Here is a 17,258-nt window from a genome sequence, read left to right as displayed (position 1 = left end):
AATCCGTTTTGTTTATATCATGAAATCTTTTTTAAAGTTTTTTGATATTAAAATAATACTAAGTAATTCAAAAGAAATCAACATTTGATTGATCTAATACACTGAAGAAATGAAAATCGTACCCAAACTTTTACTACAATCTAATAAACGAAATTTTTACAAATGTATAGGAATCACAATAAGTTTTGTTATAACTTTGATATTGGTCGCGTTCTTTTTTTGTCCTTCTCAACACAAGTCGGATGATTTAGGTACATTTGATAATCCTGAAGAAGCTTTCATAGCAACTCAAAAAGCCTTATTAATGGTTTCAGAGCAAGTTAATTTTGGCATGGAAAGTGTAGTATATTTAGAAGAGTATGAAAAAACAAAAAAAATAATTTTTAAATAATTAAAAAATGAAAAATTTAGTAGTAGTCATAGTTTTTTTAATGATTTCAACTATATCTTTTGCACAAGGAGTTTTTGATAAATTCGAAGATAGAGAGGGAGTTACTTCGGTTGTTGTGAACAAGAAAATGTTCGAAATGATGAGCAAAGTAAAAGTAGATGCAAAAGACAAAGAAATGCAACAATACATGAATTTGCTAAAGAAATTAGATAATTTGAAAGTGTTCACCACGAGTAATACAAAAATAGGTGTAGATATGAAAGCATCCGTAAACAGTTACTTGAAATCGAATCCATTAGAAGAATTAATGCGGACTAGTGGTGATGGTAAGAATGTAAAGATTTATGTAAAATCTGTAGCGAATGAAAATACGATACGAGAACTTCTTATGTTTATTGAAGGTTCTAATATAAAAGATGCCGGCACCGTAGTTTTATCTTTAACAGGAAACTTTAGTCTAGATGAAATTTCTGTGTTAACCGACAAAATGAATTTGCCTGGTGGAGATGATTTGAAAAAAGCATCAAAAAAATAATACTTAATAGATGATTATCACAAAATGTAGTCAATCATAAAGTGTATAGATTTGAAATTAAAAAATCCCGCTTTTGCGGGATCTTTTAGTTTTTGAAGTATTTTAATGGGACGATTAACATTCCGAAACATTCTCCATGTTCTTTTCCAATGTGTTTATGGTGCATTTTGTGGGCGCGTCTCACGGCTCTAGCGTATCGGTTATTTGCATTTCTGAATAACTTAAAGCGTTGGTGAATAAAAATATCATGTACTAAGAAATAGGCTATTCCATAGGCTAAGATTCCTAATCCAATGGCAAGTCCGTAAATAAAAATATCATATTTCCACAAAAGGAAGCAACCGATACTCACTATTGCGTAAAAAATGAAGAACGCGTCATTACGTTCAAACCAAGAATCGTGATCTTTCTTATGATGATCGGCATGTAATACCCATAAAAATCCATGCATGATGTATTTATGACTAAACCATGCCATGAATTCCATGAAGCAAAAAGTGGCAAAAAAAACTAAGATATGTATCCACATAATATTTTAAATTTCAATAATTATTTTTGTTTGAGAATCTGAATAGCAATCAATATGATTCAGTTTATAATATATTCAATCTGTAATTCAAGTAGCATTTTGCTAAAAGCCCAACTTTTACATAATCAGGAACACGAATTCTAGTATTTTTAATTTCTACAGAAGGCGTTTTCTTTAGTTTACTTAGCAATTTCTTATAGTAAATGTAAGCTGTGTAAACTCCAAATTTAGCTTCGATGGGTAATTTTTGAATTCCTTCAAAACCTGCATCAAAATCAGCTTGGATTTCAGCAATGATTTGTTGTTTAGAAGTTTCATCTAAACGCGATAAGTCAGTATTTGGGAAATACGTTCTGCTTAAATCTTCATAATCAGCTTTTAAATCACGTAAGAAATTCACTTTTTGAAATGCAGATCCTAAACGCATAGCACTGTATTTTAATTCTTCGTATTTATCATTGTCTCCATTTACAAAAACTTTCAAACACATCAAACCTACAACATCAGCTGATCCATAAATGTATTGATTGTATTCTTCTACCGAAGTGTAAACCGTTTTATGTAAATCCAATTTCATGCTGTGCATAAAAGCATCAATCAATTCCATTGGAATGTTGTATTTGTTTACTGTATGTTGGAACGAGTTTAAAATGGGATTTAAGCTAATTTTTTGCGAGAGTGCTAAACGTAGTTCCTTTTCAAATTGAGAAAATAAAGCTTCTTTGTCATAATCATGAAAAGTGTCTACGATTTCGTCAGCAAAGCGAACAAAACCGTAAATATTATAAATATCTTGACGGATGCTTGGTGCTAACATTTTTACAGCAGATGAAAACGAGGTGCTGTAAGCTTTTGTAACTTTTACGCTACAATCAAAAGAAACATTATCAAAAATAGATTTCATACTATTGATACTTTTTTATTAAATCGGCAACTAATTTTCCTGAAATTAAGGATGGGGGCACGCCTGGCCCTGGCACTGTTAATTGACCAGTAAAGTATAAATTTCTTACTTTTTTACTTTTCAATTTAGGTCTTAAAAAAGCAGTTTGCAATAAGGTATTGGCCATACCATATGCATTCCCTTTATACGAATTATAATCTTTAACAAAATCATTAACACAAAATGATTCTTTAAAGATAATATTATTTTTTACACTTTGATTAGTTAGTCGTTCTAATCGGGTGATTATTTTTTTAAAGTAAAGTTCTCTTAATTCTTCAGTATCATCTAGTCCTGGTGCTAACGGAATCAAAAAGATTCCGGCTTCATTTCCTTCTGGAGCTGAATTTTCATCGGTTTTTGATGGAAAACTTGCATAAAACAAAGGCTCTTCTGGCCATTTTGGATTATCATAAATAGCTTCGGCATGAATATCGAAATCTACATCGAAAAATAAAGAATGATGTTCTACGTTTTCGATTTTCTTGTCAAACCCAACATAAAATAGGAGCGAAGAAGGAGCAAATGTTTTGTTTTCCCAGTATTTTTCTGAGTATTGACGGTATTTCTCATCTAATAAAGTTTCCGAATGGTGATAATCGGCACCACTCAAAATTACATCCGCTGTGATAATTTTATTATTTACTAGTAATCCGGTTGCTTTACCATTGGTCACATCAATCTTTTCTACATTAGCATTGGTTTCGATTTTTACACCTAATTCTTTAGCTAAAGATTCTAATGCTAAAATTACTGAATACATACCATTTTTTGGATGCCAAGTTCCTAAACCAAAATCAGCAAAATTCATAAAGTTGTAAAATGACGGAGTATCACTTGGTTTTGCTCCTAAAAATAAAACGGGAAATTCTAAAATTTGAATCAATTTCATGTTTTTGAATCGTTTTCGAACATCTTTTTTGATGTTACTGAAAAATTGATTCACTTTTTTGGCTGTTTCTAAAGTAATCAATTCCAAAGGAGATTCTCCTGGACGATATACCAAATCCTTTATGGCAATATCATAATTACTCTTAGCTTCAACTATGAATTGCTCTAATTGCTTTCCGCTTCCTTTCTCGATGGATTCGAAGGTTTTTACAATTTCTGGAAGATTATCGGCAATGTTTACAAAATCTAAATACCCAAAATAGACTTGATAAGCAGGAGAGAGTTTAATTAACTCATAATAATCAGAAGGTTTTTTGCCAAAGTCAGCGAAGAAACGCTCAAATACATCTGGCATCCAATACCATGTTGGCCCAATATCGAAAGTAAAGCCTTCTTTTTTAAGTTGACGAGCTCTTCCTCCTATGGTGCTGTTTTTTTCATAAAGAGTCACTTCATTACCTTGTTTTGCTAAATAGCATGCAGCAGCTAATGAAGAAAATCCTGAACCGATTATTGCAATTTTTTTACTCACTTTAATATATTTTTTGTTTAACAAAGATAGTAAAAAAGTTAAACAAATCAAATGTTTTACAAACTATTTGAGAGTTCTTCGATACTATTAAATAGTTTTGTTTTTTCGCTTTTGTATTTAGAAGAAATGAATTGTGTCATTCTTCCTAATAGTAGGAGTTCGTGATTGTTATCTTTAAGAATTTGGTTCTGAATGTTTTCAATGTAATTATCGATTTCTTCTTGGTTTGGCTCTACGGTAAGGTAGCTTACAAAAGAAATCTTTTCAAAAGAGTTTACTAAATCTAAAAGGCTTTCAGTGGGTATGCTTTCCCCTAAATAAATTGTTTGGTAGCCTTTCAGTAGAATCTCATAGTTTAAATACATCAATCCAAGTTCGTGTACTTCATTCAATGGAAGGAATAAAACAAAAACTTTATCCGTTTTTGTAGGTTCTAATATTTGTACTTTTTCGGTATTAATTAAAAGTTTTTGTTTAATTAAGTAAGTGATGAAATGTTCATGTGCAGGTGAGATAGTTTCAGTTTGCCACAAGTAACCTAATTCCTGCATCAGTGGAATAAATACAGTATAAAAAACCTCTCGGAATGATTTTTCGTTCAATAGTTGGTTATAGGTATTGAAAAATAAAGATTGATCAAAATTCATCATGGCTATTTTGAATGTACTTATAGCATGATTTTTAGCACTTTTTTCTGAAATGATTTCGGAAGCTAGTTTATTTATTTCTTCATGGCCTAGCGTTCCAATTTTTGAAATTTTATAGCCATAGTTGTGCAAGAGAACGATATTTAATAATTTTTGTAAATTTTTAATATCATATGAACGGATGTTGGTATCTGATCGCATAGGTTTTAAAACATTATATCGTTTTTCCCAAATACGAATCGTATGCGCTTTGATACCAGATAGATTTTCTAGATCTTTGATACTGAAAACATTTTTAACGTTGTTCATTTTTTGCTCTTTTTTTTGTTTAACAAAAGTAATAAAAAAAGTGAACAAAAAAATTTTTTCAACAAAAATGTTTAATTAATTGGTGTTTTTTGTTAAACATTTCTAGGATTGATTTGATTATTATGAAGAAGTAATGAAAAAAAGTAATCGTGACCAAGGAGGGATTTGAACCCTCACGCCCTTACGAGCACCACCCCCTCAAGATGGCGAGTCTACCGTTTCTCCACTTGGCCTTAAAACAATAAAGACGTTGCATTGCAACGTCTTTATTAATTTGTGACCTGGCTGGGATTCGAACCCAGGACCCCATCATTAAAAGTGATGTGCTCTACCAGCTGAGCTACCAAGTCGGTGCGTTCAAGAAATAAGTTTTATGTAGTGACCTGGCTGGGATTCGAACCCAGGACCCCATCATTAAAAGTGATGTGCTCTACCAGCTGAGCTACCAAGTCATTTTATTTCCTTGAATGCGGGTGCAAATATATAAACATTTATTTATTTTGCAATGGGATTTTCTTTTAAATTTGTCTTTTTTTTTAATTAATTTCTTAACCCTTTAATTTATAGGGAATTATTTTTTTATGAAAATAGTATTGGTAGGCTATATGGGCTGTGGAAAGTCAATTATAGGTGCTTTTTTAGCAGAAAAGTTACAGCTTTCGTTTTATGATTTAGATCGAGAAATCGAAAAAGAAACTCAAAATTCGATTTCGGAGTTGTTTCAATCTAAGGGTGAAATTTATTTTCGTAAAAAAGAAAATGAGATTTTGAAAGCTTTGTTAGAAAAAGAAGAAGACTTTGTATTGAGTTTAGGAGGTGGCACACCTTGCTATTACAATAATCATGAGTTATTGTTAAAAGAAGGTGTTTTTTCCATTTATTTGAAGGCTTCGGTTGAAACATTACTTACTCGACTAAAGCAAGAGAGGACCCAACGTCCGTTACTTCACAATCAAGATGAGGTTTCTTTAAAAGATTTTATCAATAAGCATTTGTTTGACCGAAACTTTTATTATCATCAGGTTTCTAAAATTGTTACTGTTGACGATAAATCGGTAGTGCAAATCGTTGATGAAATTATTGATTTATTAGCTTAAATAAGCATATGAGTTGTCATCTTCAAAAAAAACTTGTATATGTTCATGTAGAGAAGTTGATAACGATAAGCCTTTGAAATCTGCTTTTACAGGATATTTTTTATGGTTTCTATCTACTAAAACAGCTGTTTTGAATTTATTTAAAGGTACTTCTAAAAAATGTTTTACACCATATATAAGAGTAGTCCCAGAACTTAAAACGTCATCTATTAAAACTAGAGCTTTGTTTTGATATTGTTCAGATGAAATAGATGTAGTTATTGTGTCTTGAGGATTTAGTTTATTGATTTTAACTTCACAAAGTGTTACTTTTAGATCCGAAATTAAAGCTAATTCTTCAGCTATTTTTTGGGCAAAAATAAATCCGTTATTGGCAATTCCAGCTAAAATTACCTCATTTTCATTAACGAATGTTTCGTAAATTTGATAAGCGATTCGTTTGGTTTTGTGTTGAATTTCTTCGTGTGTTAAAATAATATTTTCCATTGTGTTGTTATTTGACCTCAAAGATAAAGAAGAGTTCTCTATTTTTTCTAGGTTTTATAGAATTGTATGCTTTTTCTAGTTTTTTGACAGAAAATTTTTTAGAAAACAGATTTAGGTATTCTGAAACAGAGCCTCCAAAAGGTGGTCCTTGAGTAGTTAATGGGAAATCAAATAATAAGCCTGCTACTTTTCCTGATGGATTTAATAAAGAAACCATTTTCTCAACATACTTTGGACGCATTTCAGGAGGTAACGCACAGAAAAAGGTTTGTTCCAATATTAAATCGAAAGTGGTTTCTAAAGAAAAAAAATCCGAATGAATTAAATGAGAAGCATATTCTGGTTTTCTTTTTTGGATATTATTTAATGGAGTTGTGGCAATATCGACTACAAAAACATTTTGAAAACCATTTTCAATTAAATAATCAAATTCATAGCCGTTTCCAGCCCCTGGAATTAAAATTCTCAGATTCTTATCGGTTAATTGATTGATGTATTCTTTTAAAGGAGTAGTAATGGCGCCAGCATCCCAGACCGTTTCTCCTTTTTGGTAGCGTTCTTCCCAATAATTCATATTATTCAAAATCTTCGCTTGCGTAGTTATCATCTAAATAATCATCAATATCTCTTCGCTCTTTTTTGGTTGGGCGTCCCATTCCATGCGCTCTGTAATGTTCTTTTGATAATTTTAGTAACTCTAGATGTTCAAACGCTTCTTTTGGAGTTTCATCTTTGCGATACATATCTAGAAGTTTTGCTCCTAAACGATTTTGAGGAATATCTAAAATAGTCAATTTGTAATTGATTTGATCTTTTCTTAAAGTAATTTTATCTGTTGGAAATATTTCCCTAGAAGCCTTCGCTACTTGTCCATTCACTGTAACGTGCCCTTTTTTTACAGCCTCTGCAGCAATACTTCGTGTTTTGTAATATCGAAGACACCATAAAAGTTTATCTATACGCATAATCTAAATCAAAAAACCTTGTTAATATTTCTACAAAAATAAATGAAAATTGTATCTTGCACCCATTAAAAATAGAATAATGAATAGTTTTTTTAAAATAGTATTAGTAGCTGCTTTGTTTACAAGTTTGTATTCTTGTCAAAAGGATGATGGTGTTACTTTAACTCCTGATAGACCTTATGGAGAGGTTTTTGTTGAAGATAGTACGAAAATTAGAGAGTTTATGGATTCTCATTACATCACCTACGATTCTGATTTCAATGTAACCTTTACCCAAATTCCAAATGGAGGTTCTCAAACACCAATTTCAGATATGAATGAATTGGATACCATACAAAGAAAGATTCATGATATCACTTATGTAATTTATTACCTAAAATTAAGAGAGGGTTCTGGAGAAAATATAACAAGAGTGGATTCTTCATTTGTTTCTTACAAAGGTTTTACATTTAATAAAACGACTACTGATAATGTTGTAACCTACAATCAAACAGTTTTTGATGAAAAGCAATTTCCCGTTTGGTTTTCTTTAGATGAGGTGATAAGGGGGTGGTCCGAAATAATTCCTCTTTTTAAAACCGGAACATATACTTCCCAAGCAGATGGTACTATTTCCTTTGATAATTTTGGAGCAGGCGTAATGTTTGTTCCTTCTGGTCTAGCATATTTTAGTACTGGTACATTATCTATTCCATCTTACACTCCTACAATATTTACTTTCAAATTACATAATTTAAGAAGGAGAGACCATGACAGAGATAAAGTTTTATCCATGTATGAATATGGAAACCCTCTAGATACAGATAGATTTAAGAAATCTCCTATCGATACCGATGGTGATGGAAGACCTGACTATATAGATGTAGATGATGATGGAGATGGTGTTTTAACTAAAACTGAAATAGCTTTTACTTACGATCAGGGGGGAGTTACAAAAACTGGTTATTATCCTTATCATGGAGCTCTTGTAGATGACCCATCAACACCATATAATGATACTTTTGGTATTCCAAGAAAGTACACAGGACCTTTGAATTCAAACAATAAACCAACACCATTACCGGTTGATTTTACTGATGTTGGTAGAATTAGAAGGCATTTAGATAATACATCAAAACCGCCTTACGAATAAAACTATAAGACCGCTAAATAATCGATTTAGCGGTTTTTTTAAACAAAAAAACTCCGATTTTCATCGGAGTGATTTTTCAAACTAACCCTTAACTAAATGAGGTACACTCTTTAATTGGTACAAATTTCGTTTCTTTTTTCGACTTTAATGTTAAGGAATTGTTATTCTTATCTTATTGATTATTAATTTTTTAACTTTTTTATTTTCTATTTTCATGTGAATGATGTATTCCTTTGTTGTCATTGTATTTGACTTTAGAATTTCCCTATAATTGTTGCTTTTTTTTGTTTGAATTATTTCTTAAAATATTGAAATCAAAATTTATTAAATTCGTAAATTGCACCCATTAAAACGAATAAAAATTACAAATGGAACTACAAACTCCTTATATTCCTAAAAATAAAGTAAGAATTGTGACCGCAGCGTCACTTTTTGATGGTCACGATGCAGCCATCAATATCATGCGTAGAATTATTCAAGCTACAGGTGTTGAAGTAATTCACCTTGGACATGATAGAAGCGTGGAAGAAGTAGTAAATACTGCAATTCAAGAAGATGCAAATGCAATTGCTATGACATCTTATCAAGGTGGTCATAACGAATATTTCAAATACATGTACGATTTGCTTATAGAAAAAGGAGCGGGTCATATCAAAATATTTGGTGGCGGTGGTGGTGTAATTCTTCCATCCGAAATTGAAGAATTGCATGCCTACGGAATTACTAAAATTTATTCTCCAGACGATGGGCGTGCCATGGGATTGCAAGGTATGATTAATGATTTGGTTCAGAAAGCCGATTTCCCAGTAGGAGATGTGTTAAACGGAGAAGCCGATCATTTAGAAGAGAAAAATCCAAGAGCAATTGCCCGTGTAATTTCTGCAGCTGAAAACTTCCCGGAAATTGCCAAAGAAACGTTAGATAAAATTCACACAGCAAACAAAACTTCTAAAATTCCAGTTTTAGGTATTACAGGAACAGGTGGCGCAGGAAAATCATCATTAGTAGATGAATTGGTAAGAAGATTTTTGATTGATTTCCCTGAAAAAACGATAGGATTAATTTCGGTGGATCCATCAAAACGTAAAACGGGTGGTGCTTTATTAGGTGATAGAATTCGTATGAATGCCATCAACAATTCACGTGTTTACATGCGTTCGTTAGCAACTCGTCAATCAAATTTAGCTTTATCGAAATATGTAGCGGAAGCGATTCAAGTGTTGAAAGCGGCAAAATATGATTTAATTATTCTAGAAACTTCAGGAATTGGACAATCGGATACTGAAATTTTAGACCATTCAGATGTTTCTTTGTACGTAATGACGCCAGAATTCGGAGCGGCAACGCAGTTAGAAAAAATCGACATGCTAGATTTCGCTGATTTAGTAGCGCTAAATAAATTCGACAAGCGTGGCGCTTTAGATGCGATTCGTGATGTAAAAAAACAATACCAACGCAATCATAATCTTTGGGATGTAGATACAGATAAGATGCCAATTTTTGGAACGATTGCATCACAATTCAATGATCCTGGGATGAATACGCTTTACAAATCTATCATGGATAAGATTGTAGAAAAAACAGGGGCAGATTTGAAATCTACTTTCGAAATTACGCGTGAGATGAGTGAGAAAATCTTCGTAATTCCTCCTCACAGAACTCGTTATTTATCTGAAATTGCTGAAAATAATAGAAAATATGACGAAACTGCTTTAACACAAGTAGAAGTAGCGCAAAAATTATACGGAATTTTCAAAACGATTTGTTCGGTTGCTAATGTCAATTCGAGCGAAGTCGAGAATGCTTTAATTGTTAAATCCGGTTTAAATCAAGACGAGATTCTGAAACAAGTTCAGAATGACAAATCAGATTTTATTAAATTACTTTTAGCAGAATTCGACCGAGTAAAAATGAATTTAGATCCCTACAATTGGGAAATTTTGTTGACTTGGGAAGAAAAAGTAAATAAATATAAAAACCCGGTATATTCGTTTAAAGTTCGTGATAAAGAAATCAAAATTCAAACGCATACTGAATCTTTATCGCATTCACAAATTCCAAAAGTAGCCTTACCTAAATACCAAGCTTGGGGCGATATTTTAAAATGGAATTTACAAGAAAACGTACCAGGAGAATTCCCTTTTGCATCAGGATTATATCCATTTAAACGTGAAGGAGAAGACCCAACGCGTATGTTTGCAGGAGAAGGAGGACCAGAAAGAACGAATCGTCGTTTCCATTATGTTTCATTGGGAATGCCGGCAAAACGTTTATCTACAGCATTCGACTCGGTAACGTTATACGGAAATGATCCAGACCACAGACCCGATATTTATGGTAAAATTGGAAATGCGGGAGTTTCAATTTGTTGTTTAGACGATGCTAAAAAATTATACTCAGGTTTCGATTTGAGTCACCCAGCGACTTCAGTTTCCATGACTATTAATGGTCCAGCACCCATGTTGTTAGGATTCTTTATGAATGCTGCTATCGACCAAAACTGTGAGAAATATATCAAAGAACATGGTTTAGAAGCTGAAGTTGAGAAAAAGAAAAAAGAATTGTACGACGATAAAGGTTTAGAGCGTCCAAGATACAACGGCGAATTACCTGAAGGAAACGATGGTTTAGGATTGTTGTTATTAGGAGTAACGGGAGATCAAGTGTTACCAGCGGATGTGTATCAAGATATTAAAGTGAAAACGTTATCGCAAGTTCGTGGCACCGTTCAAGCGGATATTTTAAAAGAAGATCAAGCGCAAAATACATGTATTTTCTCTACGGAATTTGCCTTACGCTTGATGGGAGACGTTCAAGAATATTTCATCAAACAAAATGTACGTAATTTCTATTCGGTTTCGATTTCAGGTTATCACATTGCGGAAGCAGGAGCTAATCCTATTACGCAGTTAGCGTTTACGTTAGCGAATGGTTTTACGTATGTAGAATATTATTTAAGTAGAGGAATGAACATCAACGACTTCGGTCCGAATTTATCGTTCTTCTTTTCTAATGGTATTGATCCTGAATATGCAGTAATTGGTAGAGTAGCACGTAAGATTTGGGCAAAAGCCTTAAAACATAAATACGGAGCCAACGAAAGAGCCCAAATGTTGAAATACCACATTCAAACATCGGGTCGTTCATTACATGCTCAAGAGATTGATTTCAATGATATTCGTACGACTTTACAAGCGTTATATGCGATTTACGACAACTGTAATTCGTTACATACTAATGCTTATGATGAGGCAATTACGACTCCAACAGAAGAATCAGTGCGTCGTGCGATGGCGATTCAGTTGATTATTAATAAAGAATTAGGTTTAGCGAAAAACGAAAACCCAATTCAAGGTTCGTTCATCATTGAAGAATTAACCGATTTAGTAGAAGAAGCGGTTTTAGCTGAATTTGATAGAATTACCGAAAGAGGAGGAGTTCTTGGTGCAATGGAAACGATGTATCAAAGAAGTAAAATTCAAGAAGAATCGTTGTATTACGAAACTTTGAAACATACAGGAGAATTCCCAATCATTGGAGTAAATACTTTTTTGAGTTCAAAAGGTTCGCCAACAGTTATTCCAGCAGAAGTAATTCGTGCAACAGAAGAGGAAAAACAATTCCAAATTCAAACATTAGAGAATTTACATAAAGCCAAAGTAAAAGAGGTTGAGAATCAAATTACAATCATTCAAGAAGCAGCGATTCAAAATCAAAATATTTTTGAAAAATTGATGGATGCAGCCAAAGTGTGTTCGTTAGGACAAATCACCAACGCATTGTTTGAAGTGGGTGGTCAGTACCGAAGAAATATGTAATATTTTAAATAATATTTTCCGTAGAGGCGCGATTTATCGCGTCTCTTTTTTTTGAATACATTCAAAAAAAATAAAAAAGGTTTCCATTTTTCAAAATATTTTCTTTATTTCGTTGAACAATATATTATTACACGCCATGCAAAATAAATTTAAAAACAAATATCGCATATCCTCTGCGCGGTTACAATCGTGGGATTATTCTAATAGCGGGGTCTATTTTATCACCATTTGCACCCAAGATCGACATCATTTTTTTGGTCACATTCATAATCAAGAAATGCAATTATCCGAAGTAGGAAAATTGGCAGCACAATTTTGGTATGAAATACCTAATCATTTTCCAATGGTGGAATTAGGAAATTTTGTGGTGATGCCGAATCATGTTCATGGGATTTTGATTATTGATAATTCCCAAATTCCCGTAGAGACGCGATTAATCGCGTCTGATAATTATGATGAAATAAATAATTCGCGATTAATCGCGTCTGATAATGATGATGTAAACAATAATATAGATAAGACGCGATTAATCGCGTCTATACAGGGTGAAATTGGTGGTTTTTCGGGGGATAAAAATCCCATGTTGGGTAATTCTATTTCAAAAATTGTCCGTTGGTACAAAGGGCGATGTTCATTTGAATGCAGAAAAATTCAATCCAATTTCGCCTGGCAATCCAGATTTTACGACCATATTATTCGGAATTCAAAATCATTTGATACCATTCAAAATTATATTGAACAAAATCCATTAAAATGGAAAGAGGATACATTTTATTCAAATTCTCCATCCACATAAAACCATTTTTCATTTTCTAATTTGAAAGTAGAATGTTCGTAATGTACTTGAGCTTTTAAATTTTTGTCTAAATAATAGGCTTTGAAAGTTACTGTGGTTTCAGTTGAGGCTAAAACTTCTAGTTTTAACCATTTGTTTGCTTGACTCCAAGCTAAAATATCTCTTTTATTGTGGTATTTTCTTTTAGAAATATGCGTAGTATTTACTAAATAATCAGCCGCTCCTGTTGCAAAAGCACTATAACGGGAGCGCATTAAAGTTTCGGCAGTCGGAGCATTTTTTATTCCTTTGATATAAGGTTCACAACAATCTTGAAACGAAACGGTGTTTCCGCAGTAACAATTCGACATAAATTATTGTTTAGATTCATTGAACTTTCTGGTAATCTCTTTCAATTTTTCGGCACGAGCATTCTTTTTAGCTTTTTCTTTAGCTTGTTCTTTGTGAAGTTTATCGTTATGCGCTTTTATGTTTTTTGGATTATTTCTTCCCATTTTATATGTATTATCATTCTTCAAAGGTACTAATTTTTCACTCTGTAAAAGTTTGGCACAACAATTGGTTATATTTACAAAAGGAATAACTAAAACTTAATATTATGAAGAAAATTACTTTATTGATAGCTTTTATCGGAATGATAACGCTTCAGAGTTGTACCAAAGAAGAAGTTATTGTGCAAGATAGTTATGATAATGATACTATTTCTGAGGTTTTTGAAGTTACACGTTCTTTCAATGCGGCTAATAATTATAGTGCATTAATTGATCTTGGAACACCAATTTATGCTTCTGATATGATATTAGTATATCATTTATACGATGTGATAGGAGGTCAGGATGTTTGGAGATTAATGCCGCAAACCTATTATTTTAATGATGGCGGTGAGTTGGATTATAATTTTGATTTTACGCGAAATGATGTTAATATCTTTTTAGATGCTAATTTTCCTTTAATCGATTTGTCATCAGCATGGACACAAAATCAAACTTTTAGAATTGTGATTGTGCCTGGATATTTTTCTAATAGAAGTGCAACACAAGTTAATTTGAAAGATTTCAATGCAGTTGTTCAGTCATATGGAATTAATTTAAAAACGATTAAAACCTTAGAATAAAAAAAAGCTATCTTTTGGATAGCTTTTTTTAATCTAAAATTTTATCAATTTTAAGATAACCAATGTGTTTTTCATTTTCTGAAATCACATTGGTTTTTGTTATTTTCAAACGATACTGTGATTTGAATTTATCTGAAAGAATTTCTTCTATATTGTGAATATCATCAACATCGACACCATATTTGTCGTCAATGTGTGATTCAGCTCCTTTGAAACTACAATGTTTATAAAAGGTGGTTTGTTTGGCTTTCTTTATCGCTTAAGCTTTTGTTTTGGCCACAACTAATACTTTATAATGGTATTCTTCAAATTCGTCTTCCTTGTATCCTCCTAAATTTAAAAAGAATAAATGCTCTTCCTGTTCCAGTTTTTCATCATTGGAAACTACTTCTATTTCAAATCCGTCAACACAAGTTACTTTTTGCCACGCATCAATATGAATTCTTCCTTTTGATTCGGGCCAAAAGTCCTTCATATTTGGAACTAATTCTTTTAAACTAGTTCCAATGCCAAAAAAAATATCGTGTTGTTCGGTAAAGCGGCCTTTTGGGGTGCAACCTAACAAAATCATGTATAAATTTAATGTTTTCATAATGTAAAATTAGTAAAAAATATTTTTACCCCTAAAAAAATAGGGGGTGTTTGTAAAAATATTTAAAATATTTATATATTTGTAAAACTTTTCAGGGGTTTAACTTTAAAACAACACAACTTATGTCAACATTTCGTTTTCAAGCTTTAAGAAAGGCAACAGACAGAAAACCAGTCCATGTAGAAGAATTGGACAGAAAGTCAGTTATTTTTGGTAGTAATGTTTTTGGTGATAAAGCTATGCGACAGTTTTTGACGACAGAAGCTTACAAAGCCGTAAAAGCAGCTGCTGAAGGAGTAAAAATTGACCGTAAAATAGCAGACTACATTGCATTGGGAATGAAAGAGTGGGCATTGTCAAAAGGAGTGACTCATTATACGCATTGGTTCCAACCTTTGACAGGAACAACAGCTGAAAAACACGATGCTTTCTTCGAGACCTTTCCTGATGGAAGTGATCCAGTAGAAAAATTTGGAGGAAGTCAATTAGTGCAACAAGAACCAGATGCGTCTTCTTTTCCAAATGGAGGAATTCGTAATACGTTTGAAGCTAGAGGATATACGGCTTGGGATCCAACTTCTCCTGCTTTTATCTTTGGAACTACTTTATGTATTCCAACGGTTTTCGTTTCGTATACTGGGGAAGCGTTGGATAACAAAACACCTTTATTACGTGCACTTCACGCTATCGATGAGTCAGCAACAGAAGTAGCTAAGTATTTCGATAAAAATGTAAAGAAAGTTACTCCTACTTTAGGTTGGGAACAAGAATATTTTCTAGTAGATAGCGCTTTAGCATCTTCAAGACCTGACTTATTAGCAACAGGAAGAACTTTATTAGGGCACACTGCTGCAAAAGGACAACAATTAGACGACCATTATTTTGGTTCGATTCCGACACGAGTTTTAACCTATATGCGTGATTTAGAAAACGAGTGTATGTTATTAGGAATTCCTGTTAAAACGCGTCATAATGAAGTAGCACCAAACCAATTTGAGTTAGCGCCAATCTTCGAAGAAACAAATTTAGCGGTTGACCACAACTCTTTATTAATGGACGTAATGCAAAAAGTGGCAGAGCGTCACGATTTTAAAGTATTATTCCATGAAAAACCATTTAAAGGTGTTAATGGTTCTGGAAAACACAACAACTGGTCGTTAGCAACAGATACTGGAATTAACTTGTTGTCTCCAGGAAAAACACCAATGAGTAACTTACAATTCTTAACGTTTTTTATCAATACGATTAAAGCGGTTCATGATTATGAAGAATTGTTAAGAGCTTCTATTGCATCCGCTAGTAATGATCATCGTTTGGGTGCTAATGAAGCGCCACCAGCCATTATTTCTGTTTTCATTGGAGATGCACTTTCAAAAGTGTTAGATGAATTAGAAGGAGTTTCAAAAGGGAAATTATCTCCAGAAGAAAAAACCGATTTAAAATTAAATGTTGTTGGTAAATTACCCGATGTAATGTTAGACAATACCGATAGAAACAGAACATCTCCATTTGCCTTTACAGGAAATAAATTTGAGTTTAGAGCGGTGGGTTCGTCTGCTAACTGTGCGGTTTCGATGACTACTTTAAATACGATTGTAGCCAAACAATTGAAAGATTTCAAAAACGAAGTAGATGCTTTGATTGAGAAAAACGATTTAAAGAAAGATGAAGCTATTTTTAATGTTTTAAGAGAATATATCAAAAATACAAAAGCTATTCTTTTTGAAGGAGATGGCTATAGCGAAGCTTGGGAAAAAGAAGCAAAAAAACGCGGTTTAAGTAACCATAAAACAACACCACAAGCGTTAAAAGCTAAGGTTTCTAAAAAAGCGGTTGAAGTGTTTGGCGAAATGGGCGTAATGAACCCTGTTGAGGTAGAATCACGCTACGAAATTGAATTGGAAGAATACGTGAAAAAAATCCAAATCGAAGGTCGTGTTTTAGCAGATATTGCTCGTAACCATGTGGTTCCAACAGCGATTAAATATCAAAATGTGTTAATTGAAAATGTAAAAGGGTTAAAAGAAATCTTTGGTAAGGATTTTGAAAAAGTAGCGAAAGAACAAATTAAATTAATCAAAGAAATTTCAGAACACATTGAAGGTATTAATACTAAGGTGGAAAAAATGACCGAGGAACGTAAAAAAGCAAACGCCTTAACAAGTACGGAAAAAATGGCCGATGCGTATTGCGATAAAGTAAAACCTTACTTCGAAGAAATTCGTTACCACGCTGACAAATTAGAATTGTTAGTAGACGACGAACTTTGGACCTTAACCAAATACAGAGAATTGTTATTTACAAAGTAATTAGAAATAGAAATCCCAATCTATCGATTGGGATTTTTTACTTTTAAAGGTACTATAACATAAACTGTGTAAGTAGAAAAAATAATGGGGTTTATAAACCCCATTATTTTTTTGTTTAATTTTAAATTTTACACAGTCTTATGAAAAAAGAAGATTTATTATCGGATGAATT

General features: G+C 32.7%; 18 protein-coding genes and 3 tRNA genes. 8 read left to right on the top strand and 13 right to left on the bottom strand.

Annotation, left to right across the window (positions count from 1 at the left end):
• The first annotated feature begins 109 nt into the window (after positions 1 to 109).
• Together NAT47_RS12055 and NAT47_RS12050 are read left to right on the top strand one after the other, a co-directional pair.
• Positions 110 to 391, top strand: coding sequence for a hypothetical protein (locus NAT47_RS12055; protein WP_250583107.1), 282 nt, complete (start codon positions 110 to 112; stop codon positions 389 to 391).
• 7 nt (positions 392 to 398) lie between these two features.
• The gene (locus NAT47_RS12050) at positions 399 to 926 is read left to right on the top strand and encodes a DUF4252 domain-containing protein (protein WP_250583105.1); all 528 of its coding nucleotides are present in this window, start codon (positions 399 to 401) and stop codon (positions 924 to 926) included.
• An 85-nt stretch (positions 927 to 1,011) separates the two neighbouring features.
• Here NAT47_RS12050 and NAT47_RS12045 read toward each other — a convergent pair whose 3' ends face one another.
• The 7 genes from NAT47_RS12045 to NAT47_RS12015 form a co-directional block, all read right to left on the bottom strand.
• Positions 1,012 to 1,455 carry a sterol desaturase family protein gene (locus NAT47_RS12045; RefSeq protein WP_250583103.1) on the bottom strand — a complete coding sequence of 148 codons (444 nt, stop codon included), beginning with the start codon at positions 1,453 to 1,455 and terminating at the stop codon, positions 1,012 to 1,014.
• Between the two features lie 64 nt (positions 1,456 to 1,519).
• Positions 1,520 to 2,359 carry a phytoene/squalene synthase family protein gene (locus NAT47_RS12040; RefSeq protein WP_250583101.1) on the bottom strand — a complete coding sequence of 280 codons (840 nt, stop codon included), beginning with the start codon at positions 2,357 to 2,359 and terminating at the stop codon, positions 1,520 to 1,522.
• A 1-nt stretch (position 2,360) separates the two neighbouring features.
• On the bottom strand, positions 2,361 to 3,821 hold the full coding sequence (locus NAT47_RS12035; RefSeq protein ID WP_250583099.1) for a phytoene desaturase family protein: 1,461 nt from the start codon (positions 3,819 to 3,821) through the stop codon (positions 2,361 to 2,363).
• A gap of 56 nt (positions 3,822 to 3,877) precedes the next feature.
• On the bottom strand, positions 3,878 to 4,777 hold the full coding sequence (locus tag NAT47_RS12030; protein ID WP_250583097.1) for a MerR family transcriptional regulator: 900 nt from the start codon (positions 4,775 to 4,777) through the stop codon (positions 3,878 to 3,880).
• 150 nt (positions 4,778 to 4,927) lie between these two features.
• Positions 4,928 to 5,010 (bottom strand) — tRNA-Leu (locus NAT47_RS12025).
• A 44-nt stretch (positions 5,011 to 5,054) separates the two neighbouring features.
• A tRNA-Lys gene (locus NAT47_RS12020) sits at positions 5,055 to 5,127 on the bottom strand.
• A 29-nt stretch (positions 5,128 to 5,156) separates the two neighbouring features.
• Positions 5,157 to 5,229 (bottom strand) — tRNA-Lys (locus NAT47_RS12015).
• 129 nt (positions 5,230 to 5,358) lie between these two features.
• On the opposite strand from NAT47_RS12015, the gene NAT47_RS12010 reads away from it, so the two are divergent.
• Positions 5,359 to 5,874, top strand: a complete 516-nt coding sequence (locus NAT47_RS12010; RefSeq protein WP_250583095.1) for a shikimate kinase — start codon at positions 5,359 to 5,361, stop codon at positions 5,872 to 5,874.
• Here NAT47_RS12010 and NAT47_RS12005 read toward each other — a convergent pair.
• Genes NAT47_RS12005 through NAT47_RS11995 form a run of 3 tightly spaced genes read right to left on the bottom strand, consistent with a single transcriptional unit; the run spans position 5,866 to position 7,325 of the window.
• On the bottom strand, positions 5,866 to 6,360 hold the full coding sequence (locus NAT47_RS12005; protein ID WP_250583093.1) for a phosphoribosyltransferase family protein: 495 nt from the start codon (positions 6,358 to 6,360) through the stop codon (positions 5,866 to 5,868). The genes NAT47_RS12010 and NAT47_RS12005 overlap by 9 nt on opposite strands.
• A 7-nt stretch (positions 6,361 to 6,367) precedes the next feature.
• Complete coding sequence (locus NAT47_RS12000) at positions 6,368 to 6,934, bottom strand: TPMT family class I SAM-dependent methyltransferase (protein WP_250583091.1); 567 nt, start codon at positions 6,932 to 6,934, stop codon at positions 6,368 to 6,370.
• Between the two features lies 1 nt (position 6,935).
• Positions 6,936 to 7,325 carry an RNA-binding S4 domain-containing protein gene (locus NAT47_RS11995; protein ID WP_250583089.1) on the bottom strand — a complete coding sequence of 130 codons (390 nt, stop codon included), beginning with the start codon at positions 7,323 to 7,325 and terminating at the stop codon, positions 6,936 to 6,938.
• A 79-nt stretch (positions 7,326 to 7,404) separates the two neighbouring features.
• Here NAT47_RS11995 and NAT47_RS11990 point away from each other — a divergent pair, with 79 nt between their 5' ends.
• The 3 genes from NAT47_RS11990 to NAT47_RS11980 all read left to right on the top strand — a co-directional run bounded on the left by NAT47_RS11990 (position 7,405) and on the right by NAT47_RS11980 (position 13,071).
• Positions 7,405 to 8,457 carry an FKBP-type peptidyl-prolyl cis-trans isomerase gene (locus NAT47_RS11990; protein WP_250583087.1) on the top strand — a complete coding sequence of 351 codons (1,053 nt, stop codon included), beginning with the start codon at positions 7,405 to 7,407 and terminating at the stop codon, positions 8,455 to 8,457.
• A gap of 368 nt (positions 8,458 to 8,825) precedes the next feature.
• Positions 8,826 to 12,275, top strand: coding sequence for a methylmalonyl-CoA mutase family protein (locus tag NAT47_RS11985; RefSeq protein WP_250583085.1), 3,450 nt, complete (start codon positions 8,826 to 8,828; stop codon positions 12,273 to 12,275).
• Between the two features lie 136 nt (positions 12,276 to 12,411).
• The gene (locus NAT47_RS11980) at positions 12,412 to 13,071 is read left to right on the top strand and encodes a transposase (RefSeq protein ID WP_250583083.1); all 660 of its coding nucleotides are present in this window, start codon (positions 12,412 to 12,414) and stop codon (positions 13,069 to 13,071) included.
• On the opposite strand, the gene NAT47_RS11975 is transcribed toward NAT47_RS11980, so the two are convergent.
• Positions 13,047 to 13,421 (bottom strand): YchJ family protein, encoded by a 375-nt coding sequence (locus NAT47_RS11975; RefSeq protein ID WP_250583081.1) that lies wholly within the window; start codon positions 13,419 to 13,421, stop codon positions 13,047 to 13,049. The two genes, NAT47_RS11980 and NAT47_RS11975, sit on opposite strands and share 25 nt — an antisense overlap.
• Positions 13,422 to 13,424: 3 nt before the next feature.
• On the bottom strand, positions 13,425 to 13,589 hold the full coding sequence (locus NAT47_RS11970) for a hypothetical protein (RefSeq protein ID WP_250583143.1): 165 nt from the start codon (positions 13,587 to 13,589) through the stop codon (positions 13,425 to 13,427).
• Between the two features lie 80 nt (positions 13,590 to 13,669).
• Here NAT47_RS11970 and NAT47_RS11965 point away from each other — a divergent pair, with 80 nt between their 5' ends.
• Positions 13,670 to 14,185, top strand: a complete 516-nt coding sequence (locus NAT47_RS11965) for a hypothetical protein (protein ID WP_250583079.1) — start codon at positions 13,670 to 13,672, stop codon at positions 14,183 to 14,185.
• Between the two features lie 259 nt (positions 14,186 to 14,444).
• Here NAT47_RS11965 and NAT47_RS12545 read toward each other — a convergent pair whose 3' ends face one another.
• The gene (locus NAT47_RS12545; RefSeq protein WP_317236605.1) at positions 14,445 to 14,777 is read right to left on the bottom strand and encodes a DUF1543 domain-containing protein; all 333 of its coding nucleotides are present in this window, start codon (positions 14,775 to 14,777) and stop codon (positions 14,445 to 14,447) included.
• Positions 14,778 to 14,899: 122 nt separating this feature from the next.
• Here NAT47_RS12545 and NAT47_RS11955 point away from each other — a divergent pair, with 122 nt between their 5' ends.
• On the top strand, positions 14,900 to 17,086 hold the full coding sequence (locus NAT47_RS11955) for a glutamine synthetase III family protein (RefSeq protein ID WP_250583077.1): 2,187 nt from the start codon (positions 14,900 to 14,902) through the stop codon (positions 17,084 to 17,086).
• Positions 17,087 to 17,258: the final 172 nt, after the last annotated feature.

Source organism: Flavobacterium fragile, from assembly GCF_023634865.1.
In the GTDB taxonomy this organism is placed as follows: domain Bacteria; phylum Bacteroidota; class Bacteroidia; order Flavobacteriales; family Flavobacteriaceae; genus Flavobacterium; species Flavobacterium fragile.
The sequence above is the reverse complement of the archived record's forward strand: the minus strand, read 5'-3'. Positions and strand labels throughout refer to the sequence as shown.